General features: G+C 70.7%; 24 protein-coding genes. 19 read left to right on the top strand and 5 right to left on the bottom strand.

Annotation, left to right across the window (positions count from 1 at the left end; translation table 11 throughout):
* Positions 1–358 precede the first annotated feature (358 nt).
* The 6 genes from SLW52_RS01795 to rlmM are packed head-to-tail and all read left to right on the top strand — an operon-like array spanning position 359 to position 4,675.
* Positions 359–1,135 carry an AraC family transcriptional regulator gene (locus SLW52_RS01795; RefSeq protein WP_267093541.1) on the top strand — a complete coding sequence of 259 codons (777 nt, stop codon included), beginning with the start codon at positions 359–361 and terminating at the stop codon, positions 1,133–1,135.
* A 39-nt stretch (positions 1,136–1,174) separates the two neighbouring features.
* Positions 1,175–2,134 (top strand): DMT family transporter, encoded by a 960-nt coding sequence (locus tag SLW52_RS01790; protein ID WP_152235588.1) that lies wholly within the window; start codon positions 1,175–1,177, stop codon positions 2,132–2,134.
* Between the two features lie 46 nt (positions 2,135–2,180).
* Positions 2,181–2,561 (top strand): STN domain-containing protein, encoded by a 381-nt coding sequence (locus SLW52_RS01785; protein WP_267103539.1) that lies wholly within the window; start codon positions 2,181–2,183, stop codon positions 2,559–2,561.
* Positions 2,562–2,620: 59 nt separating this feature from the next.
* A complete protein-coding gene (locus tag SLW52_RS01780; protein WP_267093538.1) occupies positions 2,621–3,028 on the top strand; it encodes a hypothetical protein in 408 nt (135 codons plus the stop codon).
* Positions 3,028–3,588, top strand: coding sequence for a nucleoside deaminase (locus tag SLW52_RS01775; protein ID WP_320739562.1), 561 nt, complete (start codon positions 3,028–3,030; stop codon positions 3,586–3,588). Before SLW52_RS01780 ends, SLW52_RS01775 begins: the two co-directional genes overlap by 1 nt.
* A 22-nt stretch (positions 3,589–3,610) precedes the next feature.
* Positions 3,611–4,675, top strand: a complete 1,065-nt coding sequence (gene rlmM, locus SLW52_RS01770; RefSeq protein WP_320739564.1) for a 23S rRNA (cytidine(2498)-2'-O)-methyltransferase RlmM — start codon at positions 3,611–3,613, stop codon at positions 4,673–4,675.
* Between the two features lie 118 nt (positions 4,676–4,793).
* Here rlmM and SLW52_RS01765 read toward each other — a convergent pair whose 3' ends face one another.
* Complete coding sequence (locus SLW52_RS01765) at positions 4,794–5,843, bottom strand: Gfo/Idh/MocA family oxidoreductase (RefSeq protein ID WP_320739730.1); 1,050 nt, start codon at positions 5,841–5,843, stop codon at positions 4,794–4,796.
* Positions 5,844–6,034: 191 nt separating this feature from the next.
* Between SLW52_RS01765 and SLW52_RS01760 the strand changes: the two genes are divergently transcribed.
* The 4 genes from SLW52_RS01760 (at position 6,035) to SLW52_RS01745 (ending at position 8,685) form a co-directional block, all read left to right on the top strand.
* The gene (locus SLW52_RS01760; RefSeq protein WP_320739565.1) at positions 6,035–6,934 is read left to right on the top strand and encodes an SMP-30/gluconolactonase/LRE family protein; all 900 of its coding nucleotides are present in this window, start codon (positions 6,035–6,037) and stop codon (positions 6,932–6,934) included.
* Between the two features lie 81 nt (positions 6,935–7,015).
* Positions 7,016–7,738, top strand: coding sequence for a hypothetical protein (locus tag SLW52_RS01755; protein WP_320739567.1), 723 nt, complete (start codon positions 7,016–7,018; stop codon positions 7,736–7,738).
* Between the two features lie 43 nt (positions 7,739–7,781).
* Positions 7,782–8,177 carry a hypothetical protein gene (locus tag SLW52_RS01750; RefSeq protein WP_017914183.1) on the top strand — a complete coding sequence of 132 codons (396 nt, stop codon included), beginning with the start codon at positions 7,782–7,784 and terminating at the stop codon, positions 8,175–8,177.
* Positions 8,178–8,364: 187 nt separating this feature from the next.
* On the top strand, positions 8,365–8,685 hold the full coding sequence (locus SLW52_RS01745) for a hypothetical protein (RefSeq protein ID WP_010340011.1): 321 nt from the start codon (positions 8,365–8,367) through the stop codon (positions 8,683–8,685).
* Between the two features lie 254 nt (positions 8,686–8,939).
* Here SLW52_RS01745 and comJ read toward each other — a convergent pair whose 3' ends face one another.
* The 3 genes from comJ to ubiH form a co-directional block, all read right to left on the bottom strand.
* Positions 8,940–9,422 (bottom strand): competence protein ComJ, encoded by a 483-nt coding sequence (gene comJ / locus SLW52_RS01740; RefSeq protein ID WP_320739568.1) that lies wholly within the window; start codon positions 9,420–9,422, stop codon positions 8,940–8,942.
* A gap of 223 nt (positions 9,423–9,645) precedes the next feature.
* Positions 9,646–10,824, bottom strand: coding sequence for a UbiH/UbiF family hydroxylase (locus SLW52_RS01735; RefSeq protein ID WP_320739569.1), 1,179 nt, complete (start codon positions 10,822–10,824; stop codon positions 9,646–9,648).
* The gene (ubiH, locus tag SLW52_RS01730; RefSeq protein ID WP_320739570.1) at positions 10,821–12,035 is read right to left on the bottom strand and encodes a 2-octaprenyl-6-methoxyphenyl hydroxylase; all 1,215 of its coding nucleotides are present in this window, start codon (positions 12,033–12,035) and stop codon (positions 10,821–10,823) included. Before ubiH ends, SLW52_RS01735 begins: the two co-directional genes overlap by 4 nt.
* Before the next feature lie 143 nt (positions 12,036–12,178).
* On the opposite strand from ubiH, the gene SLW52_RS01725 reads away from it, so the two are divergent.
* The 9 genes from SLW52_RS01725 to SLW52_RS01685 all read left to right on the top strand — a co-directional run bounded on the left by SLW52_RS01725 (position 12,179) and on the right by SLW52_RS01685 (position 21,649).
* Positions 12,179–12,763: a hypothetical protein gene (locus SLW52_RS01725; protein ID WP_152182396.1), complete on the top strand. Its 585-nt coding sequence runs from the start codon at positions 12,179–12,181 to the stop codon at positions 12,761–12,763.
* Positions 12,764–12,768: 5 nt separating this feature from the next.
* Positions 12,769–13,323 (top strand): cob(I)yrinic acid a,c-diamide adenosyltransferase, encoded by a 555-nt coding sequence (locus SLW52_RS01720; RefSeq protein WP_010340006.1) that lies wholly within the window; start codon positions 12,769–12,771, stop codon positions 13,321–13,323.
* A 24-nt stretch (positions 13,324–13,347) separates the two neighbouring features.
* On the top strand, positions 13,348–14,253 hold the full coding sequence (locus SLW52_RS01715; RefSeq protein WP_267100011.1) for a histone deacetylase family protein: 906 nt from the start codon (positions 13,348–13,350) through the stop codon (positions 14,251–14,253).
* 163 nt (positions 14,254–14,416) lie between these two features.
* The gene (gene lptD / locus SLW52_RS01710; protein ID WP_320739572.1) at positions 14,417–16,762 is read left to right on the top strand and encodes an LPS-assembly protein LptD; all 2,346 of its coding nucleotides are present in this window, start codon (positions 14,417–14,419) and stop codon (positions 16,760–16,762) included.
* A complete protein-coding gene (locus SLW52_RS01705) occupies positions 16,759–18,120 on the top strand; it encodes a peptidylprolyl isomerase (RefSeq protein WP_148829866.1) in 1,362 nt (453 codons plus the stop codon). Before lptD ends, SLW52_RS01705 begins: the two co-directional genes overlap by 4 nt.
* A 3-nt stretch (positions 18,121–18,123) precedes the next feature.
* Positions 18,124–19,101, top strand: coding sequence for a 4-hydroxythreonine-4-phosphate dehydrogenase PdxA (gene pdxA / locus SLW52_RS01700; RefSeq protein WP_320739574.1), 978 nt, complete (start codon positions 18,124–18,126; stop codon positions 19,099–19,101).
* A 113-nt stretch (positions 19,102–19,214) separates the two neighbouring features.
* Positions 19,215–20,009 carry a 16S rRNA (adenine(1518)-N(6)/adenine(1519)-N(6))-dimethyltransferase RsmA gene (gene rsmA / locus SLW52_RS01695; protein ID WP_152240035.1) on the top strand — a complete coding sequence of 265 codons (795 nt, stop codon included), beginning with the start codon at positions 19,215–19,217 and terminating at the stop codon, positions 20,007–20,009.
* A gap of 333 nt (positions 20,010–20,342) precedes the next feature.
* Complete coding sequence (apaG, locus tag SLW52_RS01690) at positions 20,343–20,726, top strand: Co2+/Mg2+ efflux protein ApaG (RefSeq protein ID WP_010340000.1); 384 nt, start codon at positions 20,343–20,345, stop codon at positions 20,724–20,726.
* A complete protein-coding gene (locus tag SLW52_RS01685) occupies positions 20,726–21,649 on the top strand; it encodes a symmetrical bis(5'-nucleosyl)-tetraphosphatase (RefSeq protein ID WP_017916442.1) in 924 nt (307 codons plus the stop codon). Before apaG ends, SLW52_RS01685 begins: the two co-directional genes overlap by 1 nt.
* A gap of 128 nt (positions 21,650–21,777) precedes the next feature.
* Here the strand turns inward: SLW52_RS01685 and SLW52_RS01680 are convergent, their stop codons facing one another.
* Positions 21,778–22,284 carry a dihydrofolate reductase gene (locus SLW52_RS01680; protein WP_320739731.1) on the bottom strand — a complete coding sequence of 169 codons (507 nt, stop codon included), beginning with the start codon at positions 22,282–22,284 and terminating at the stop codon, positions 21,778–21,780.
* Positions 22,285–22,348: the final 64 nt, after the last annotated feature.

Below are 22,348 nucleotides of genomic sequence, written 5' to 3'. Positions count from 1 at the left end.
GGCTAGCGTTAGCAATGTTTTATTGGTGAGGCATCGCGCTGAAGAGCGGGCTAAAAAGCCGGGATTGGGGACTTGGGATTGGGGATTCGGAACCCCGCAAATCGGGACCCGAAATTTTCCGCAAGTGCTGGGCGGTTGCGATTGCACTGTGGGAGGGGCTTCAGCCCCGACGGGCTTTACCGATAACGCCTGTCGGGGCTGAAGCCGCACCCACCGTGGAGTCGCGGAGTGGCTTTTTGTCGCCAGAGGCGCCGCACATACCGTGCACTCGCGAAAAATCCCCAATCCCCAATCCCCAATCCCCAATCCCCAATCCCCGCCCTTCCCCCGCCACCGCCCGCGCGCTAGCGTAACGGGCATGTCCCCCGCCTCGTCCTTCAGCCTGCGCAGCTACGGCCGCGACGGCGCCGCCCATCAGCACGACCACGTGCAGTTGGTGCTGCCGTTGCACGGCTCGATGGAACTGGAGGTGGACGGCCGCGGCGGCTATCTGGACCGTTTCCGCGCCGCGGTGGTCGCGCCTAAGACCCGGCATGCGCAGTCCGCGCTGGATGCCAACCGCTTCCTGGTCGTTGATTGCCGCACCGATGCCTTCGGCGACGACGCGCTGGAGCGCCTTCGGCGACAGCCATTCCTCGACCTGCCGCCGCCGCTGCAGGATCTGCTTGCCGCCCAGGCGCCGCATCCGGACCTCGCTGCCGCCCATGCACGAGCCGGCGCCGCCGTGCTGGCCTGGCTGCAGGCGGACACCGCGCCGCGCGGCTGGCAGCGGCTGCAGGCGCTGTGCCGGCGCATCGAGGCCGCGCCCGGCCAGGACTGGCCGGTGCGGCGCATGGCGCAGCTGGCGCACCTGAGTCCGAGTCGCCTGCACGCTCTGTTCCGCGCTGCGTTCGGACGCACGCCGCAGGACTGGGTGGCAGCACGGCGGCTGGACTGGGTGCGCCGGCAACTGACGCACGGCACCCGGCCGATCGCCGACCTGGCCCAGGACAGCGGCTATGCCGACCAGAGCGCGCTGACCCGCGCGCTCAAGCGCAGCACCGGGCAGACCCCGGCCGCCTACCGCCGCCGTCATCGCCCGGCGCCAGGACAGGAGTCTGGGACAAGCCGGCCGCTGCCGGCGCCGGCATGCTGAGCCGTCACGGCTGACACGGCCGACACGGAAACGAACCGCATGCGCGAACGTCTATGGGCAGGGGTCGGCAGCGGCATGGTCGCGGGCGCGCTGTGGGGCCTGGTGTTCCTGGCGCCGCAACTGCTGAGCGCCTTTTCGCCGCTGCAACTGGCCATCTCGCGCTACCTGGCCTATGGCGCCATCGCTGCCGTGGTGCTGCTGCCGCGCTGGCGCACCGCCACCGCGCCGCTGGGCGCGCCCGAATGGTGGGCGCTGCTGCGCCTGAGCCTGCTCGGCAACATCGTCTACTACGTGCTGCTGGGCAGCGCGGTGCAGTGGGCCGGCGGCGCCGCCACCGCGCTGATCATCGGCCTGTTGCCGGCGGCGGTCACGGTGATCGGCTCGCGCGCGGCCGGCGCGGTCCGCCTACGCCGGCTCGCCGCGCCCTGCGCGCTGTGCGTGCTCGGGGTGGCGCTGGTCGCGGTGCAGACCCTGGCCGTGGCGCGGCCGCACATTCCCGCCAGCCTCGGCCTGCGTGCGGCGGGACTGGCCTGTGCGGTCGGCGCGCTGGCGTGCTGGACCGCCTACTCGATCAAGAACGCGCGCTGGCTGCGGCGGCGCCCGGACCTGTCCGGCCGCGACTGGTCGCTGCTGACCGGCGTGGTCACCGGCGCACTGGCCCTGACCCTGGCCCTGCCGGCGTTCGCCCTGTCAGGCACGGCCCATGCCGGCGCCGACTGGATGCGCTTCTGGGGCATGGCGCTGGTGCTGGCGCTGTTCGCCTCGGTCATCGGCAACGCCTGCTGGAACCACGCCAGCCGGTTGCTGCCGCTGACCCTGGTCGGGCAGATGATCGTGTTCGAGACCGTATTCGCGCTGCTGTACGGCTTCCTGTGGGAACAGCGCTGGCCGACCGCGCTGGAACTGCTGGCGATCGCCTGCCTGCTCGGCGGCGTGCTGTGGTGCACCCTGGTGCATGCGCGGCCGCAACCCGCCGTGCGCGAAGCCAAGCCCGGTTAAGCGGCGCTGCCTAGACTTGCGCAGGTCCTCCCACGGGAATCGCGCCATGCACACCGTCCTGCGCCGTTGCTGTCCCGCTCTCGTCCTAGTCGCCGCACTGGCTGGCTGCCACGCCTCCAACGCGCCATCCGGGGCGGCGCCGAACCCGGCCGCCAACGCCAGCGCACCGGCGGCAACCGGCAAGTGTGACGCCGTCCCCGACCACGCCTACGACCTGCCGGCCGGGCGCTTCGATGAGGTGTCGCAGCAACTGGCCCACGCCACCGGCTGCATGGTCGTGTACCGCGATCCAGGCCTCGCCTCGCTGCCGGTCAACGCGGTGAAGGGACAGGTCAGCATCCGCCAGGCGCTGCACCAGGCGCTGGACGGCACAGCGCTGCGGATCTCGGAGGAAAGCGCCGACGCGATGACCGTCGTGCGCCGCTGACCCGGCGGCGGCGCGGTGGGTTGCTACCATGGCCGCACTCCACCGCACGGAAGATCGCCATGCCCCGTCATTTCGCGTCGTTGCTGTGTTCCCTGTGCCTGATCGCCGGCATGCTGCTGTCCAGCGCCTGCGCGCGCAGCGAGACCGCCAAGCCGTCGGAGCCGGCGCCGGCACCCACGGCATCCGCACCGGGCCTGCCAATCAAGGTCGACACCAGTTGCCGCACCGATGCCGACTGCACCGTCAAGAACGTCGGCAACTGCTGCGGCGCGATGCCGGCCTGCGTCAACCGCGACAGCCCTACCGATCCGCAGGGCGTGATGGCGCAGTGCCAGGCCAGCGGGCGCATGAGCGTGTGCGGCTCGCGCGCGATCGCCGGCTGCTCGTGCGTGGCCGGGCAATGCAGCGCGCGCGCCGCGCAAGCCGATACACTGCGCGCCCCCCAGCCTGCCGAACCCGTCCGCTGATGCTCTACGCGCAAGTCCACCTCACCCTGCCCGCCTGGATCCACGAGGCGGTCGATCCGCAGGCCGTCTACGCCAGCGACGCCGACAAGGTCGCGCTGGCCGTGGAACTGTCGCGGCTGAACGTGGATGCCGGCAGCGGCGGCCCATTCGGCGCGGCGGTGTTCGGCCCGGACCACCGCATCATCGCCGTCGGCGTGAATCGCGTGGTACCGCAGACCACCTCGCTGGCGCATGCCGAGAACATGGCCTACATGCTGGCCCAGCAGCGCCTGCAGACCCCGCGGCTGAACGCGGCGCTGTCGCCGGTGACCCTGGCCACCTCCTCGCAGCCGTGCTGCCAGTGCTACGGCGCCACCATCTGGGCCGGCATCGACCGCCTGCTGATCGGTGCCAGCGCCGAGGACGTGATGGCGCTGACCCCGTTCGACGAAGGCCCGCTGCCGGCGGACTGGGTCGGCGAACTGCAGCGCCGCGGCATCGAGGTGGTGCGCGGCCTGCACCGCGACGCCGCCTGCGCGGTGCTGCGCCGCTACGGCGAACTCGACAGCCCCCGCTACTGACGCCGCCGGCGAAGGCTTGCCCATGTCCTCCGAGAACGGCCCGCTGGTCCATGGCCTGCTGTGCTACTGCCGGCCCGGCTTCGAACCCGAACTGGCGGCCGAGCTCAACGCCCGCGCCGGCGAGGCCGGGCTGGCCGCCTACGCGCGCACCGAGCGCAACAGCGGCTACGCGCTGCTGCTCAGCGACACGGCGGTGCCGGCGCAGGCGCTGCCCTGGCGCGGGCTGATCTTCGCCCGGCAGAAGCTGCAGTTGCTGGCCGACCTGCGCGAGCTGCCGGCCAGCGACCGCATCGCGCCGATCCTGCAGGCGCTGGGCGGCCAGCCCCGCTTCGGCGACCTGTGGGTCGAACATCCGGACTCGGACGCCGGCAAGCCGCTGTCGGGCCTGGCGCGCAGTTTCGGCAACGCGCTGCGCCCGGCGCTGCGCAAGGCCGGCCTGCTCAGCGACAAGCCGCAGCCGCGGCTGCCGCGCCTGCACGTGTGCTTCGTGACCGGCACGCACGCCCTGCTGGCGGTGGCCGACAGCGAGGACAGCGCGCCGTGGCCGCTGGGCATCCCGCGCCTCAAGCTGCTGCCGGAGGCGCCCTCGCGGTCGGCGCTGAAACTGGAAGAAGCGCTGCTGGCGCTGCTGACCCCGCACGAGCGCGAGACGCTGCTGCGCCCGGGCATGCGCGCGGCCGACCTCGGCGCCGCCCCCGGCGGCTGGACCTGGGTGCTGACCCGCCAGCACCTGCACGTGACCAGCGTGGACAACGGCCCGCTGCGCCAGCACGTGCTCGACAGCGGCCTGGCCGACCACCTGCGCGCCGATGGCTTCCATTGGAAACCGCCGCAGCCGCTGGACTGGATGGTCTGCGACATGGTCGAGCAACCGCGCCGCGTCGCCGAGCGCATGGCCACCTGGTTCCGCGAGGGCTGGTGCCGGCACGCGATCTTCAACCTGAAGTTGCCGATGAAGAAGCGCTGGGACGAGACCCGGCTGTGCCTGGACCTGTTCGCCGAGCGTGCCGAGCGCCCGCTGCAGCTGCGCGCCAAGCAGCTCTACCACGATCGCGAAGAGATCACGGTGCTGGCGATCCCCGGCTGAGCCGGTCGCGCGTCCACATGCGGTGTTTCGTAGCAGCGGCTCGGCCGCGATGGGTTTCCCGGGAAAGCCATCGCGGCTGAAGCCGCTCCTGTGACGAGCGCATTGGCGCCGCCCACCGCTACAACACGATCCGCGCCCCGTCCTCCCGCGCCGAGCGCTGGATGGCCTCGACGATGCGGATATCGCGCAAGCCTTCCTCGCCGGGCACGCGCAGCGGCGTGCCCTGCAGGATCGCCAGCGCATCCTCGTCCATCTGCAGCGCCTGCTGGTGGTGCACCCGCGCGTCGAACAGGCGGCCATCGCTGGCCCGGCCGCGCACGCCGTCGTAGGCCTGGAACGGCGCCAGTTCGTACCAACCCTTCGCGCACTCGGCGCGCAGCAGGTTCATGGTGCGGCCGAAGCTGGCCGCGCAGCTGGCGGTCACCCCGTGCGGGAACTCCAGGGTGAAGTGCATGTGCTCGTCGACCTCGTCGAACAATGCCGGCCGATCGGTGGATCGCCGCGCGCTGACCGCCAGCGGCTCGGCGCCGGTCGTGTAGCGCGCCGCGTTGAGCGGATACACGCCCATGTCGTACATCGCACCGCCGCCGTACTGCGCGCGCAGCCGCCACGGCCGCTGCGCCGGGTCGGTGTCGCCGTAGCCGGCATAGCCCGCCTCGGCGCGCACGCTGCGCATCGCCCCGAACGGGCGTTCGCCGGCCAGGGCGATGAGGCGCCGGGTGTTGGGCTCGTGCTGCATGCGGTAGCCGATGCTCAGCCGCACCTTGTTGCGCGCGCAGGCCTCGATCATCGCCTGCGCCTGCTCGACGTGCAGCGCCATCGGCTTCTCGCACCACACGTGCTTGCCGGCGGCCGCGGCGCGGATGCTCAGCGGCGCATGCAGATGAGTGGGCGTGACCACGTAGACCACGTCGATGTCCGGGTTGTCGGCGATGCGCTCCAACTCGTCGTAGCTGTAGACGTTGCGATCCGGGATGCGATAGCGCGCCTGCCACTGCGGGATCTTCTGCGGCGAGCCGGTGACGATGCCGGCCAGGCGGCAGTGCCGGGTCAGGGCGAGCCCCGGCGCCAGGCGGCTGCTGGCGTACTCGCCCAGGCCGACCAGGGCCACGCCCAGCGGCTTGCGGCGTCGTGCCGGCGTGGCCGCCCACGTGGACGCTCCGAGCATACCGGCGGCGGTGGCGGAGAGGCCGGCCAGCAACAGGCGGCGGCGATTCGGCGAGGACGGCTCCATGCGCAACTCCGACCGGAAGGGTTCCCCACCCTAATCGCTGGCGCGGCATCGGCACTGTGAGCGCTATCGCGCGATGCGCCGGGGCCTCTGGCACACTGCCGCCTCCCCCGCCGTCCGGACACCCGATGCGCTGCCGCCCACTGCTCGCCGCCCTCGCCCTGCTGCTGGCTGCCCCGGCCGGGGCGCAGGAGACCCTGTTCCGCGCCCGCGACCTGGTCGGCGATGGCGTGTTCACCGACAAGATCGAAGGCCCTGCGACCGGCCCGGACAGTGCGCTGTACGTGGTCAACTTCGCCCACGACGGCAGCATCGGCCGGGTCCAGCGCGACGCCACCGGCCGCGGCCAGGCCACGCTGTTCGTGGATCTTCCCAACGGCAGCATCGGCAACGGCATCCGCTTCGACCGCCGCGGGCGCATGTACGTGGCCGACTACGGCCAGCACCGCATCCTGCGCATCGCCCTGCGCAGCAAGCGCATCGAGGTCTACGCCACGCTGCCGGGCGCGTTCCAGCCCAACGACATCGCGATGGCGCCGGACGGCACCCTGTACGCCAGCGACCCGGACTGGAAGCACGACGGCGGCCAGCTGTGGCGCATCGACCGCGACCGCAGCGCGCACCTGATCGAAACCGGCATGGGCACCACCAACGGCATCGAGGTCAGCCCCGACGGCAAGCGCCTGTACGTCAACGAGAGCGTGCAGCGTCGGATCTGGGTCTACGACCGTGCGGCCGACGGCGCCGTCTCGAACAAGCGGCTGTTCGCCAGCTTCGCCGACGCCGGCCTGGACGGCATGCGCTGCGACATCGACGGCAACCTGTACGTGGCCCGCTACGACGCCGGCAAGGTGATCGTGCTGGCGCCCGACGGCACGCTGCTGCACGAGGTCGCGACCAAGGGCCGCAAGCCCACCAACCTGGCCTTCGGCGGCGCCGACGGGCGCGATGTCGACGTGACCCTGCAAGACCGTGGCGCGATCGAAACCTTCCGCAGCGACCGCCCCGGCCGCGAGCACGGACGCTGATGGGATGCGTATCGCAGCGGCGTCTCAGCCCGCGCAATGGTCCCCTGGCATCCTGGCTGCACTGACTGGAGGGCCGCGCACATGCAGCCGATCGAACTGAACAACCCGGCCGGCTTCGCCGACGAATTCCTGCGCCTGACCCTGCTGCAGGGCTTCCAGTCGCTGACCAAGCGCGACCTGGAACTGCTGATCTTCGTGTTGCTGGAACGCGACGGCGCGATCTCGCGCAGCGATTCCAACAACGCAGTGGCGATGCGCCTGCGGGTGACCCCGGCCAAGGTCAAGGGCCTGCGCCGCGACGGCTATGCGCGCTGGCGTGCGCTGGTGCCGGAGGACAACGAGGCAGCGCTGCAGCGCATCGTCGCCACGGTGCTGACCGAGGACAACCTGCGCGCCGGGGCCAAGCATGTCAGCGAGCGCAGCAAGAAGGACGGCTTCCTGGCGATCCGCATCGAGCATCCCGACGACCAGCAACGCTTCGAACAGGCCATCGTCGACGTCGGCGCCATGCCCGTGTACGAGCGCAACCGCGACGTGATGGCGGTGCGCTTCGACACGCTGCTGAAGATCGCCGAGCGCTGGGGCTACCTGCAGCCGGAGCCGGAGAAGGTGACGCACGAACTGCAGAAGCTGGCGCCCACCGCCGAGGAGGTCGCCGATCTATTGAAGAAGGACGTGAGCAAGCTACGCTGGGAGGACGTGCGCCGCGCGCTCAACAGCCTCGGCGCCAAGGCCGTCGCCAACACCGCCGAGGGCGGGCTGAAGGGCCTGTTGAAGCTCGCGTTTCCGTTCATCCCCGGCTGAGCCGGGGCCGCCATCCATCGCCATACTGGAGTCCGTTGTGTCCATGTCCTGCCGTTCCCTCGCCCTGCTCTGCTGCCTGTGCGCCTGCGCCGCGCCGGCCGCGGCGCAGAATCTCAACACTGCCTCCAGCGCCACCACCGAGCCGCTGCGCGACGTGCCGGTCAACGTGCGCGCGCAGCCGCTCAGCAATGGCGTGGTCACTCACCAGGTGCAGTTGCCGGCCACGCCCGGCGAAGCGCAGGTGACCGTGCGCAGCATCCAGCCGGACCGTGTGGCCGGCAGCTACCGCATCGACTTCGAGGCGCTGGACACCGACCACGACGGCTATATCAGCCGCAGCGAAGCGCAGGCCAATCCGTCGCTGGCCGACGAGTTCGACGCGCTGGACACCACCCGCAGCGGTCGCCTCAGCCGCGCGCAGCTCGCCGGCTGGCTGTAGCCGCAGCGACATGCGTCCCGGCGCCGCCATGAAGGACGCCGGGACGCCGTCGGTCGCGGCCCAAGGCATATTGGAAACGCTTGCTAAACAGCGCCGACGTGCAGATGCGAACGCCCGATTTTTTTAGTGTCGATTAATTCGGCCAGGCCTATGTTCTTGACTCCTTCCCAGCAACAGGAGTCGTGCCATGAACCGCATCGTTCCTCGTCTCGTCCCGTTCGCGTTCGCGCTGCTTGCCGCGCCGGCGCTGGCCATGGCGCAGTCGGCGCCGGACGAAGTGACCCTGCACCAGAACGGCCAGATCATCAATGTCACCTCGGTCGAACCCAACTCGATCGTCGGCGACTACCACATCGACTTCGCCAAGCTCGACCGCAACCATGACGGCTACATCAGCCGCGCCGAAGCCAAGGCCGACCCGACGCTGTACGCCGAGTTCGATGCCGTCGACGTGCATCACCACGGCCGGCTGAGCAAGGCCGACCTGGAAGGCTGGATGTCGACGTGACGCGACTCACGCGTAGACTGACCCGCACCCTCTCCACCACGCGCGCCGCCTGCGGCCTTCCCGCCGCATGCGGCGCGATTGTTTTCTGAAGCGACAACACCGCAGACACCGGCAACGCGAGCGCCACAGCATCGCGCAACCGCATCACCCACACTGACGCCGCCATCGCCGCTGCATCGACCCGATCTCCTCGCAGCGCGTGTCTTCCACCACGCCACCCCGCCGCTCGGCCTCGCCCACCGCGCTGACGACAGCTACAGGAGTCCCTCCTGCAGCGGCGCATCCCGCACCCCGCCCCAGGGATCATCCAGCAGATAGCGCGCCGCGACCGGCTGCGCCGCCGGCACCAGGGTGAGCCGGTAATACACCTCGTCGTCGCCTTCGCAGACTTCGTAGTACAGCGCGTAGTCGCCAGGCTGCAGCGCCAGTGTCACATCGAAGGCCTCGGCGGCAGACGCCACCTGCACCCGCGCATCCGGATCCACCCGGAACGGCACCTGCATGCGCCGCTGCGCACGCGGATCGGGCGCGAACGCCTCGGCCAGCACCAGGTGCACCTGCGCGCCGAACGCGTCCTCGGGCAACGGATCGAACACCACGTAGTCGCGATGCAGGATCACCCCCTGCTCCAGGTTGCGCGGCCCCCAGCGGCAGGCGGCCTCGTCGAAGGCGCTGGCGCGCAGTTGCAGTTGGCTGTGGGAAATCAAAAGATCCACGTTCTGTGTCGCGTCTTGCATCGTCATCCTCCATGGCAGGGACGCGGCCTGCGTGCTGCGCTTCGCGCCCTCCCCTCACCCCACCCCCTCTCCCGAGGGGAGAGGGGCTCAAGCAAACCAGCCGAAGCTGGCTCTTCCTTCTCCCTCCGGGAGAAGGTGCCCCCGAGGGGGCGGATGAGGGTACGGGCGCCGCTCGGCGCGCGTGGTCGAATCTGCGGCCGCCGCGTCCGGCCGGAACGTGCGCTCACACGCCGGAAGCGCGCTTCCAGAAACCGTGCATCAACAGCGGCAGCTTGCCGGCCAGGCCCAGCAGCGGGCCGCGCAGCAGGGTCAGGTGCAGCTCGTCGTTGGAGAACAGCCGGTTGATCGCGTCGAAGCCGTAGGCGGCGACGGTGTTGTCGCTGCGACGGCCGCGCGCCCAGCGCGCCAACCGCTGCGGCGCCGCCCAGTCCACGCGCTGCGCCTGCGCCTGCCGCACCAGCGCCGCCAGCGCGGCGACGTCGCGCAGGCCCAGGTTGACGCCCTGCCCGGCCAGCGGATGCACCACGTGCGCGGCATCGCCCAGCACCAGCAGACGGCCGCGCTGGTAGGCCTCCACCAGTTGCCGGCGCAGCGGGAAGCCCAGCCGCGGCGACAGCGCGCGCACCGCACCCAGGCGGGCGCCGAAGGCCTGGGTCAGTTCGGCGCCGAACGCCGCATCGTCCAGCGCCAGCACCCGCGCCGCCTCGGCCTCGGGCAAGGTCCACACGATCGAGCTGCGGCCGTCGGCGAACGGCAGGAACGCCAGCGGGCCGCCCGGCAGGAAACGCTGCCAGGCCGTGTCCTGGTGCGGCTGTTCGGTCTGCACGAAGGCGACCACGCCGCGCTGGCCGTAGTCGTGCGCCGGCGCGTCCAGCCCGGCCAGGCCGCGCACCGTGGACTCGGCACCGTCGGCGGCGATCGCCAGGCGTGCGTCCAGGCGGCTGCCATCGTCCAGGCGCAGACGCGCGCGCTCGGCAGACGGCTCCAGCGCCTCCACCCGCGCCGGGCAATGCACTTGCACGCCGGCGGCCGACAGCGCCGCCCACAGTTGTTCGACCAATAGATTGTGTTCGACGATCCAGCCGAGTTGGTCGCGGCCCAGGGTGTCGGCGTCGAAGGCCAGTTCGCCACCGCCGCCGGCATCCCACACGCGCATGCGCCGGTACGCGCTGGCGCGGCTGGCGACGACCTGCGGCCACACGCCCAGGCCCTGCAGCAGCGCCGCGTTGTCCGGGGCGAAGGCGTAGACGCGCAGGTCCGGCGTGTCGGCCGACCAGCGCGGCGGCTCGCGACCCTCGACCAGCGCCACCGCCAGGCCTTCGCCGGCCAGGGCCAGCGCACAGGCCGCGCCGACCACGCCGCCGCCCACCACCACCACATCCAGCACGCCGCGCCGGCTCATGCGCGCGTCTCCCGGCACAGCTGCGGCACATCGCCGCGGAAGCCCATCGCGCCGCCGACCAGGAACGACTGCAGCGGCGCGGCCTGCGCCGCCGCCAGCAGGCCCAGGCTGCGCAGTGGGCGCAGCAGCGGGGTCGGATTGGCGGTCAGCCGCGCCAGCCCACCGGAGAACGTCACCGTGCGCTGGCGATCCTGCTCGCGGCGCTGCGCGTACTGCTGCAGCAGCGCCGGCGCGCCCGGGTCGGTGCCGTCGCGCTCGATCAGTTCGGCCAGGGTCAGCGCATCGCGCAGGCCCAGGTTGAAGCCTTGCGCGCCCAGCGGGTGCAAGGTCTGCGCGGCATTGCCCAGCAGCACCGCGCGCGCATCGGCCAGCCGCTCGGCCAGCACCTGCACGATCGGATAGGCGCTGCGCTCGCCGCTACCGAGCAGGCGGCCGACGCGCCAGCCCAGCGCCCCCTGCAGCCGCTGCAACCAGGCGCCCTCGTCCAGCGCCGCCACCGCGTCGGCGTCCTCGGCGGCCACCGCGTGGATCGCGCCGTAATGGCGGTCGCCGCGCGGCAACAAGGCAGTCGGGCCGTCGTCGCGGAAGCGCTCGTAGGCGGTGCCGTCGGGCTGGCGGCTGCCGCGCACCCGCGCCACGAACAGGGTCTGCTGGAAATCGTGGCGCGTTGCGGCGATGCCCAAGGCCTCGCGAACCGCGCTGGCGCTGCCGTCGGCACCGACCAGCAGGCGCGCGTGCAGGACCTGCTCGCTGCCGTCGCGCAGGATCCGCACCCGGCGCTCTCCATTCTCGGCGTCGGGCTCCAGCGCCACGAACTGCGCCGGGCGGTAGCGGGTCAGCTGCCGCGTCGCCGCCAGGCTGGCCTCCAGCGCCTCGCCGAAGTCGCGCGCGACGACCACTTGGCCGAAAGCCTCGCGCCCGTAGTCGGCGGCTTCCAGCCGCACCCGGCCGAAATCGCCGGCGCGGCTGACGTGGATGCGGCGGATCGGGCCGGTCGGTGCGCGCAGCCGCTGCATCACCCCCAACGCGCTCAGCGCGTTGACCGTGGCGGCAGCGAAGCTGAGGTTGCGCTGGTCGAATACCGGCGGCAACGCGCCCGGCGGCGCGGCCTCGACCAGACCCACGTCCACCCCCAGCCGGTCCAGGGCGATGGCCAGGCTGGCGCCGACCAGGCCGCCGCCGACGATCACTACGTCATGTCGTTTGCTCATCCGGCCATGATACGACCGGCACCCGTCTGGCCGGTGAGCGCCACCGCCCAGCTTGCGCACCGTGGCGGCAGCGGCGCACGGCGCTCGCGCGCGCCACGCTTCCAGTAGAATCCGGGGTCTTACGTGCCCCGGTGCCCGCCGTCATGACGCCTTCCACCCACCGCCTCCCCGCCCTGCTGCTGTTGACCGCGCTGCTGGCCGCGACCCGCATCAACCACTTCGGGGCGATCCCGGACGCGTCGTGGGCGGTGTTCTTCGTCGGCGGCTTCTACCTGCGCAGCTGGACTCGCTGGGCGTTCCCGCTGCTGATGGCACTGGCGGTGCTGGTCGACTACCTGGTCATCCGCAGCCAGGGCCTGGATTTCTGGCAGCACTACTGCGTGTCGCCGGCCTACTGGTGCCTGATCCCGGCCTATTTCGTGCTGTGGGCCGGCGGCGCCTGGCTGGCGCGGCGCTACCACGGTGCCGACTGGCGCGCCCTGGGCCTGGCCGCCGGCAGCCTGCTGGTGGCGGTGGCGCTGTGCCACCTGCTGGCGCAGGGCAGCTTCTACTGGGTCAGCCGCAGCGTGCCGAACCCGACCCTGGCCGGCTGGTGGCAGAACTACAGCGACTGGCTGCTGCCCTACCTGGGCAGCGCCAGCCTCTACGTGGCGCTGGCCGCGGCGATCCAGGTCGGCGTCGAGCAGCTGGCGCGGCTGGGCCAGCGCGGCCAGCCGGTCGGCCACTGATCGGGATGGGCAACCGCCTCTCCAAGATCTACACCCGCACCGGCGACGACGGCAGCACCGGCCTGGGCGACGGCAACCGGGTCGGCAAGGACTCGGCACGGGTCGCTGCCTACGGCACCGTGGACGAGGCCAACTCGGCGATCGGCGTGGTCCTGGCCTGCCCGCTGGCCGAGGACGTGCGGCAGTTGCTGACCGCGATCCAGCACCAGTTGTTCGATCTCGGCGGCGAGCTGTGCATCCCCGGCCACGCGGCCATCCATGCCGCCGACATCGACGCACTGGAACGGCACCTGGACCGCTACAACGACACCCTGCCGCCGCTGCAGGACTTCATCCTGCCCGCCGGCGGCGAGGCGGCGGCGCGCTGCCACCTGGCCCGCACCATCGTGCGCCGCGCCGAGCGCGAGACGGTGGCGCTGTCGCGCCAGGACGCGGTGCGCCCGGAAGCGGTGCGCTACCTCAACCGCCTGTCCGACCTGCTGTTCGTGCTGGCGCGGGTGCTGGCGCGGGCCGACGGCCACGGCGAAGTGCTGTGGCGCCACGACCGGCGCCAGGCCTGAGCCACGCCCGGGCCGCGGCCGCGCATGCTGATCTATACCCATCCTGCCTGCCTGGGCCACGCGCCCGGACCGGAACACCCGGAACGGCCCCAGCGCCTGGAGGCGGTGACCACCGCGCTGCGCGAGGCCTTTCCCGCGCTGGAATGGCGCGAGGCGCCGCTGGCCAAGCTCGGCGACCTGGCCCGGGTCCATGAGCGCGAGCTGATCGATCGCGTTCTGGCCGACCTCGACGGCCCGCAGATGCTCGACGTGGACACGGTCCTCTCGCCCGGCTCGCGCGCGGCCGCACTGCGCGCCGCCGGCGCCGGCATCGCCGCCGTGGATGCAGTGATGCACGGCGTCAGCGACACCGCCTTCTGCGCGGTACGCCCGCCCGGCCATCACGCCACCGCCGACACCGCGATGGGCTTCTGCCTGTTCAACAACGTCGCCGTGGCCGCCGCCCACGCCCGCGACACGCACGGCCTGGAGCGGATCGCCATCGTCGATTTCGACGTGCACCACGGCAACGGCACCCAGGCGATCTTCGAGCGCGAGCCGAAGGTGCAGTACCTCAGCACCCACCAGTCCGGGCTGTTCCCGCACACCGGCGGGGTCCACGACCGCGGCGTCGGCAACCTGCACAACGCATTGCTGCCACCAGGCAGCGGCGGTTTCCGCTTCCGCAACACCTGGGCCGACCAGATGCTGCCGCTGCTGGACGCGTTCAAGCCACAGCTGCTGCTGATCTCGGCCGGCTTCGACGCGCACATGCGCGACCCGCTGGCCGACCTGATGCTGGAGACCGAGGACTTCGGCTGGATCACCGCCGAACTGCGCGCAGTCGCGCAACGGCACGCGCGCGGCCGGGTGGTGTCCCTGCTGGAAGGCGGCTACGATCTGCAGGCCCTGCGCGAGGGCAGCGTCGCCCACGTCGACGCGCTGCGCTGAGGTTGCGCGCCCGCGCGGCGGCGGCCGCGGGGCGGCACGCCCGGATCGAAACCCCGCCCCGCCAGGCCGATGAACCCCGCCCCCCGCCCCGGGGACGCCTTCATTGCCCCTATGCACGGGATGGGGCAAGCTAGCGACCGTTTTCGCCCGATACCTGACGCGCGTGCGCCGAACCCTTCGCCTGCTCCCTCTTCCGTTCAGTATCGCCCTGTGCCTGCCGGCATTGGCGGCTGAGAAGCCGCCGAACTGGGGCCTGTGCCCGACCCCGGACGTGCTGCCCAAGTTCGACGACGCGCAGCAGCCGGATCCCAAGCTGGCGCAGAACCGCGAGCAGCAGCCGACCAATATCGAAGGCGACCAGCTGTCGGGCACCACCACCATCCCCAACTACACCGGCAACGTCGCGCTCAAGCGCGGCGACCAGTTCATGGGCACGGACAGCCTGCGGGTGGACACCGAGACCGGCAACTACATTGCCGAGGGTCACGTGCGCTACCAGGACTCGTCGATCCGCATGATCGCCGATCGCGCCGAGGGCAATCAGGACACCGACACCCACAAGATCACCAACATCCGCTACCAGCTGCTGGCCCGCCGCGGCAACGGCAAGGCCGACTCGGTCGACCTGCAGGGTGCGCTGGGGCAGATGCATCGCTCCACCTACACCACCTGCGACCCCTCGCAGCGGGTGTGGGAGCTGCACGCACCGGAAATCGACGTCGACAACGACGAAGGTTTCGGCACCGCGCGCAACGCGATCCTGAAGATCTACAACTTCCCGATCCTGTACGCGCCCTGGTTCAAGTTCCCGATCGACGATCGCCGCAGCAGCGGTTTCCTGTTCCCGGCGATCGGCATGTCCAGCCGCAACGGCTTCGACTACACCCAGCCGTACTACCTGAACCTCGCGCCGAACTACGACGCCACCCTGTATCCGCGCTTCATGGCCCGCCGCGGCCTGATGCTGGGCAGCGAATTCCGCTATCTCTACGACGGCGGCAAGGGCGAGCTGCAAGCCGCCTACCTGCCGGACGACAAGTTGCGCGACAAGGATCGCGGCCGCTTCAGTTACCAGGGCTACCACAACATCAATGCGCAGTGGCAGGCGCGCGCTTCGCTGGCCTGGGTCAGCGACGAGCGCTACACCGAGGACTTCTCCAACCGCCTGCTCGGCAATGCGGTGTCCAACATCCAGAGCACGATCGGCGTCTACGGCACCGGCGAGACCTGGACCGCAGGCGTGATGGCCGACCGCTGGCAGCTGACCGACTACACCCTGACCGAGGATGCGCTGCCGTACAACCGCCAGCCGCGCGCCTTCTTCAACTGGGACCAGTCGTTCGGCAACTACTTCGAAGCCGGCCTGTACAGCGAAGCGGTGCGCTTCGTGCACGACGACGTCCATGCCAAGGACGCGCTATACGAGCGCACCGGCGTCGTGTCCGAGCGCCCCGGCGGCGCCCGCTTGGATCTCAAGCCCTACATCTCGGTGCCGCTGGCCGGCGCCGCCTGGTTCCTCAAGCCGACCCTGGCCTGGCGTTATACCGCCTATCAGCTGGACAAGGATCTGGCGGCCACGCTCGGCGGCGACACCACGCCCTCGCGCAGCCTGCCGATCGCCACGGTCGATGCGGGCGTGTACTTCGACCGCGATACCAAGTGGGGCAACACCAACTATCTGCAGACCCTGGAACCGCGACTGTTCTACCTGTACACGCCGTACCGCGACCAGAACGACCTGCCGATCTTCGATACCCGCGAGTTCACCTTCAGTTGGGGCCAGTTGTTCCGTGATTCCCGCTATACCGGCGCCGACCGCCAGAACGACGCCAACCAGTTGACCATGGCGCTGAGTTCGCGCCTGCTGCGCCAGGACGATGGCAAGGAGAAGCTGTCGGTCAGCCTCGGCCAGATCCTGTATTTCAGCGATTCGCGGGTCAGCCTGCCCAACAGCGACACCACCATCGAGCAGGGCAAGTCGGCCTGGATCGCCGACGCCAACTACATGCTCAACGACCGCTGGACCATGGGCGCCACCTACCAGTGGGATCCCAAGTACCACCGCAAGGACTTGGCAAGCTTCCGCACGCGCTATCTGCTGCCCGGCGACGGCATCGTCAACTTCACCTACCGGTTCCGGCGCGATCTGCTGGAGCAAGCAGACGTCTCGTTCCTGTATCCGATCAATCCGACCTGGAGCCTGGTCGGCCGGCACTACTACTCGCTGATGGACAAGAAGCCACTGGAGAGCATCCTGGGCGTGCAGTGGGACAGTTGCTGCCTGTCTGTGCGGGCGCTGGCGCGGCGCTACGTGCGCAACCGCACCGGCGCGCTGGATACCGCCTTCCAGATCGAGTTCGTGCTCAAGGGGCTGTCGTCCCTGGGCCAGGACACGGACCGCGTTCTGCGCCGTGCTATCCTCGGCTACAACCGCGACGACCTGTACTTGGTCCCGCCCAGCAACACCACGACCGATCCGGACGCTTACGATCCGAACCAGATTCCATGACCAAGACCCTTTCTGTTTTTCTCGCCGCCCTGGTGGCGATCGCCGGCGTGTCCGCTCCGGCCGCCGCGCAACAAACCCAACCGCTGGACCGCATCGCCGCGGTGGTCGACGAGGATGTCGTACTGCAGAGCGAACTGGATCGTGCCGTGCGCAACGTGAAGGCGCAGTATGCCGGCCGCGAGGCGCAGCTGCCGCCGGATAACGTGCTGCAGCGGCAGGTGCTGGAACGCCTGGTCCTGGTCAAGCTGCAGGTCGCGCGCGCCAACAGCACCGGCATCCGCGTCGGCGACGACGAACTGAACCGCGCCATCGCCAGCATCGCCCAGCAGAACGGCACCGACGTGGACGGCCTGCGCAAGAAGCTGGCCGCCGACGGCATGTCCTACACCGACTTCCGCAACTCGGTGCGCGACGAAATCACCGTGCAGCGCCTGCGCCAGAGCTTTGCGCAGAGCCGCATCAACGTCAGCGAGGCCGAAGTCGACGCGGCCCTGGCGCAGCAAGCCACCACCGGCACCCAGTACCACCTGGCGCACATCCTGGTCGGCCTGCCGGAAGGCGCCACCGCCGAGCAGATCAAGACCGCCCAGGGCAAGATCGACGGGGTCAAGAACCTGATCGACAAGGGCGAGATCGATTTCAACGCCGCGGCAGTGCGCTATTCCGACAGCCCCAACGCGCTGGAAGGCGGCGACCTGGGCTGGCGCAGCCTGGACGAGATCCCCAACGCGTTCGCGCAGCTGATCCGCGACATGAAGCCGGGCCAGGTCGCCGGCCCACTGCGCGGCCCCAGCGGCTTCCAGCTGCTGAAGCTGGTCGAAGTGCGCGACGCCTCGGCCAATCCGGAAAAGAAGACGGTCACCGAGTACCACGCCCGCCACATCCTGATCCGGGTCAACGATGCGCAGCCCGACGCGGTCGCCAAGGCCAAGATCGAGACGCTGCGCGCCCGCATCGCCGGCGGCGCCGACTTCCAGGCCGTGGCCAAGGAAGCGTCGGAAGACACCAACAGCCGCAGCCAGGGCGGCGATCTGGGCTGGTTCCCGGCCGACGCGTTCGGCCCGGACTTCGGCCAGCACGTCGCCAGCCTCCAGGACGGCCAGATTTCGCAGCCGTTCCGCACCGAGGCCGGCTGGCACATCGTGCAGCGCGTCGGCGAGCGCCAGACCGACGTGACCAGCGATACCCAGCGCGCCCAGGTCCGCGAGACCATCGGCCGCCGCAAGCTGGAAGAGGAATACAACCGCTTCCTGCAGGAAATGCGCGGCGAAGCCTACGTCGACCTGCGCGTGGGCAACACCGACGCCGCCACTGCGCCGGCGGCCACGCCCGCGCCGGCGCCCGCCGCCAAGCCCTGATCCATGCGCCCCTCGCTCGCGCTGGTGCCGGGCGAGCCGGGCGGGATCGGCCCGGAACTGTGCGTGCGGCTGGCGCAACAGCCGCGTCACGACTGCCAGCTCCTGGCCTTCGCCGATCCCGACACCTTGCGCGCCGCCGCGGCGGCGCTGTCGCTGCCGCTGCAGCTGCTGCCCGAATCCAGCCCTGCCGTCGCCCCCGGCGACCTGCGCCTGCGCACGGTCGCCAATGCCGTGCCAAGCCGCTTTGGCGCGACCGAACCGGCCAACGCGGCTGCGGTGATCGCCGCACTGACCCAGGCGGCCGATGCCTGCCTGAGCGGGGAACTGGACGGCGTGGTGACCGGCCCGGTCCATAAAGCGGCGATCAACGCCGGCGGCATCGCCTACACCGGCACCACCGAACTGCTGGCCCAACATGCCGGCCGCGAGGTGGTGATGATGCTGGCCAACGCCATCGTGCGCGTGGCCCTGGTCACCACCCATCTGCCGCTGCGCGCCGTCGCCGATGCGCTCACGCCGACCCTGCTGGAACGCAGCCTGCGCATCACCGAGGCCGCCTTGCGCCACGCGTTCGGCATCGCTACGCCGACCATCGCGGTGCTGGGGCTGAACCCGCATGCCGGCGAGGATGGTCACCTGGGCCTGGAGGAAATCCAGGTGATGCAGCCGGTACTGGACGCCTTGCGCGCGGAGGGCATGCGCCTGCTCGGCCCGCTCCCGGCCGATACCGCGTTCCTGCCGCAGAAGCTGGCGAGCGTGGACGCGGTGCTGGCGATGTACCACGACCAGGGCCTGCCGGTACTCAAGTACAGCGGCTTCGAGCAGGCGGTGAACCTGACCCTGGGCCTGCCCTACCCACGCGTGGCGGTCGACCACGGCACCGCGCTGGAGCTGGCCGGCCGCGGCGTGGCCGACCCGTCCAGCCTGTTCGCTGCCACTGCGCTGTGCGCGCAACTGGCGGCGCGCCGCGCGCAGTCCTAGGCGCATATCCGGGCGCCGTTCGCGATCTGCCGCAACCAGGGCGGGCCCGGTGATGCCGCTCCTGCGTCGCTGCGAGCGCGCGCCGCCCCGTGCATGCCGATAAAATGCCGGCCATGACTTCCTCTTCCGGCTTCGGCGCCCCGGCCAAGAAATCCCTTGGCCAGCACTTCCTCAGCGATCGCCACTACATCGACAGCATCGTCCGCGCGGTCGATCCCAAGCCGGGCGACCGGCTGGTGGAGATCGGTCCCGGCCAGGGTGCGATCACCTTCCCACTGCTGCGCCGGCACGGCCAGCTGACCGTCATCGAATTCGACCGCGACCTGATCGCGCCACTGACCGCGGCGGCGGCCGACGTCGGCGAACTGACCATCCTCAACCGCGACGTGCTGTCGGTGGATTTCGCCGCCCTGGCCGAGGGCGCGCGCATCCGCCTGGTCGGCAACCTGCCCTACAACATCTCCTCGCCGATCCTGTTCCATGCGCTGGACCACGCCGCAGCGATCGCCGACATGCACTTCATGCTGCAGAAGGAAGTGGTCGACCGCATGGCCGCCGACCCGGGCAGCAAGGTCTACGGCCGACTCAGCGTGATGCTGCAGGCCTACTGCGAGGTGACCTCGCTGTTCGTGGTGCCGCCGGGCGCGTTCCGGCCGCCGCCGAAGGTGGATTCGGCCGTGGTGCGGCTGGTGCCGCGGCCGCCGCAGACGGTGGGCATCGCCGATCCCAAGCGCTTCGCCGACGTGGTCCGCGCCGCGTTCGGGCAGCGCCGCAAGACCCTGCGCAACGCCTTGAACGGCGTCTGCGATGCCGCGCAGTTCGAGGCCGCGGGCGTGCGTCCGGACGCGCGCGCCGAGCAGCTCGAGGTCGCCGACTTCGTGCGCCTGGCCAACATCGCGCACGCCTGAGCGGACGTCCCGCGCGGCGCGCGCATGCATGCGTGGTGCGAACCTCTGCGCACGCGTTGCTCCGCTCCTTGCATGTCGGCGCAGGCGTCGCCGACCTGCGCCGTAGACATGGTGATGACGGCACCGCCTCGAAACCGCAACTTGGCAAGCCGCACAACACAGACTGCCACCGCGAACGACAGCCCTCCTGCGCACTGCCCGCGGCAACAACAGGCCCGCACGGGCGGCTCGCGCAGGCGGCAGCCAGGGCCACTGCCACGCGTCAGCCGCCTGACAGTGACAACCGCTGACGCATCTCGCCTCAAACGGCAAAACACGCTCTAAACTGTGGGGATGAACGATGACGCCCCCTATCGGATCGAGGTCGAAGTGTCGCCCCGATTCCTCGACGACCAATCGGCGCCGGAGGACGGACGCTACACGTTCGCCTACACGATCCGCATCCACAACCGCGGCCGCGTCGCCGCGCGCCTGATCGCCCGCCACTGGGAGATCACCGACGGCAACGGCCGCATCGAACGCGTCGACGGCGATGGCGTGGTCGGCGAACAGCCGCGGCTGCGCCCGGGCGAGGATTTCCGCTACACCTCCGGGCTGGTACTGGAAACCGAGCACGGCACGATGCGCGGCCACTACGACATGGAAGCCGACGACGGCACCCATTTCATCGCCGCGATCGCGCCGTTCGTGCTGTCCGTCCCGCGGACCCTGCACTGATGGCGGTCTGGGCGATCGGCGACCTGCAGGGTTGCTACGACATCACCCAGCAGTTGCTGGAGAAGATCCGCTTCGATCCGGCGGTGGACCGGCTGTGGTTCTGCGGCGACCTGGTCAACCGCGGCGGGCAATCGCTGGAGACCCTGCGCCTGGTGCACTCGCTGCGCGAGCACAGCGTGGTGGTGCTGGGCAACCACGATCTGTCGCTGCTGGCGATCGGCGAGCGCAGCCCGGACGAACAGCGCAAGGTCAATCCCGACCTGCAGCGCATCGTGCTGGCCGAGGACCGCGACGAACTGCTGACCTGGCTGCGCATGCAGAAACTGCTGCACGCCGACCGCCAGCTCGGCTGGATGATGATCCACGCCGGCCTGGCACCGAAGTGGACCACCGCGCTGGCCGAGAAGCATGCACGCGAGGTGGAGCAGCAACTGCACGGCAACGGCTACCGCAAGCTGTTCCGCAACATGTACGGCGACCGCCCGGCCTGGTCGCCGGGCCTGACCGGCTACGACCGCTCGCGCGCGATCATCAACCTGTTCACCCGCGCCCGCTACTGCACCCCGCGTGGGCGCATCGCGATCGAGGAAAAGGGCACGCCCGGCACCCAGGCGCAGGGCCTGTATCCGTGGTTCGAAGTGCCGGGGCGGGTCGAGCGCGACCTGAAGATCGTCTGCGGACACTGGTCGACGCTGGGCCTGACCATCACCCAGGGCGTGCACGCGATCGACACCGGCGCGGTCTGGGGCGGCAAGCTCACCGCCCTGCGCCTGGACAGCGAGGACCTGCAGGTCGTGCAGGTCCCGGGCCGGCCGGTGCAGGGACCGCCGCCGGCGGCGCGCACCGCCACGCCGCGGCGGCGCAGCGCACCGAACCGTGGACAACCGGCGCCGGCTGCCTCCGCTGCGCCCGAGCAGGAATAGGTCTAACGCGAGACGTTGCGGTTTCGCAGGAGCGGCTTCAGCCGCGACAGCGTTCCCCGGAATGCGCGTCGCGGCTAGCCGCTCCTACGACAATCCCGGCATGTGCGCCGGCATCCGCCAGCCGCTGCTTACACCGCGCCCGCCCGGCGCCGGTAATCCACGAATTCGAAGGCCAGCGCATGCCGCGCATCCGCCGGATGCGCTTGCCGCGCCACCACCTCCCATTGCGCCGGATCGAACGCGGGAAAATGCGCATCGGCGCCGTCGACCACGGTGTCGACATGGGTGAGGTACAACACGTCGGCCAGCGGCAGGGTCAGGGCGAAGATGTCGCCACCGCCGATCACCGCCAGCTCCGCAGCGCCGGCCGCGCGCGCCGCGTCGATCGCCGCCTGCAGCGACGCCACTGCCTGCATGTCCGCGAACGGCACCTGCCCGGAACGGGTCATCACCAGGTTCAAGCGCCCGGGCAACGCGCGCCCCAGCGACTGCGCGGTCTTGCGCCCCATCAGCACCGGCTTGCCCAGGGTCAGCGCCTTGAAGCGCTTGAGATCGTCCGGCAGGCGCCACGGCAAGTCGTTGTCGCGACCGATCGCATTGGCCCGATCCAGCGCCGCGAGCAAGCTCAACTGCAGCGAGGGGCGCGTAGACGGCTCCAAACCCGTCCCCGCCGCCACTGCCGCCTTTTCCGATTCCCCA

It is taken from the genome of Xanthomonas sp. LF02-5 (assembly GCF_034105325.1).
Lineage (GTDB): Bacteria > Pseudomonadota > Gammaproteobacteria > Xanthomonadales > Xanthomonadaceae > Xanthomonas_A > Xanthomonas_A sontii.
This window is presented reverse-complemented; position numbering and strand designations above follow the sequence as displayed.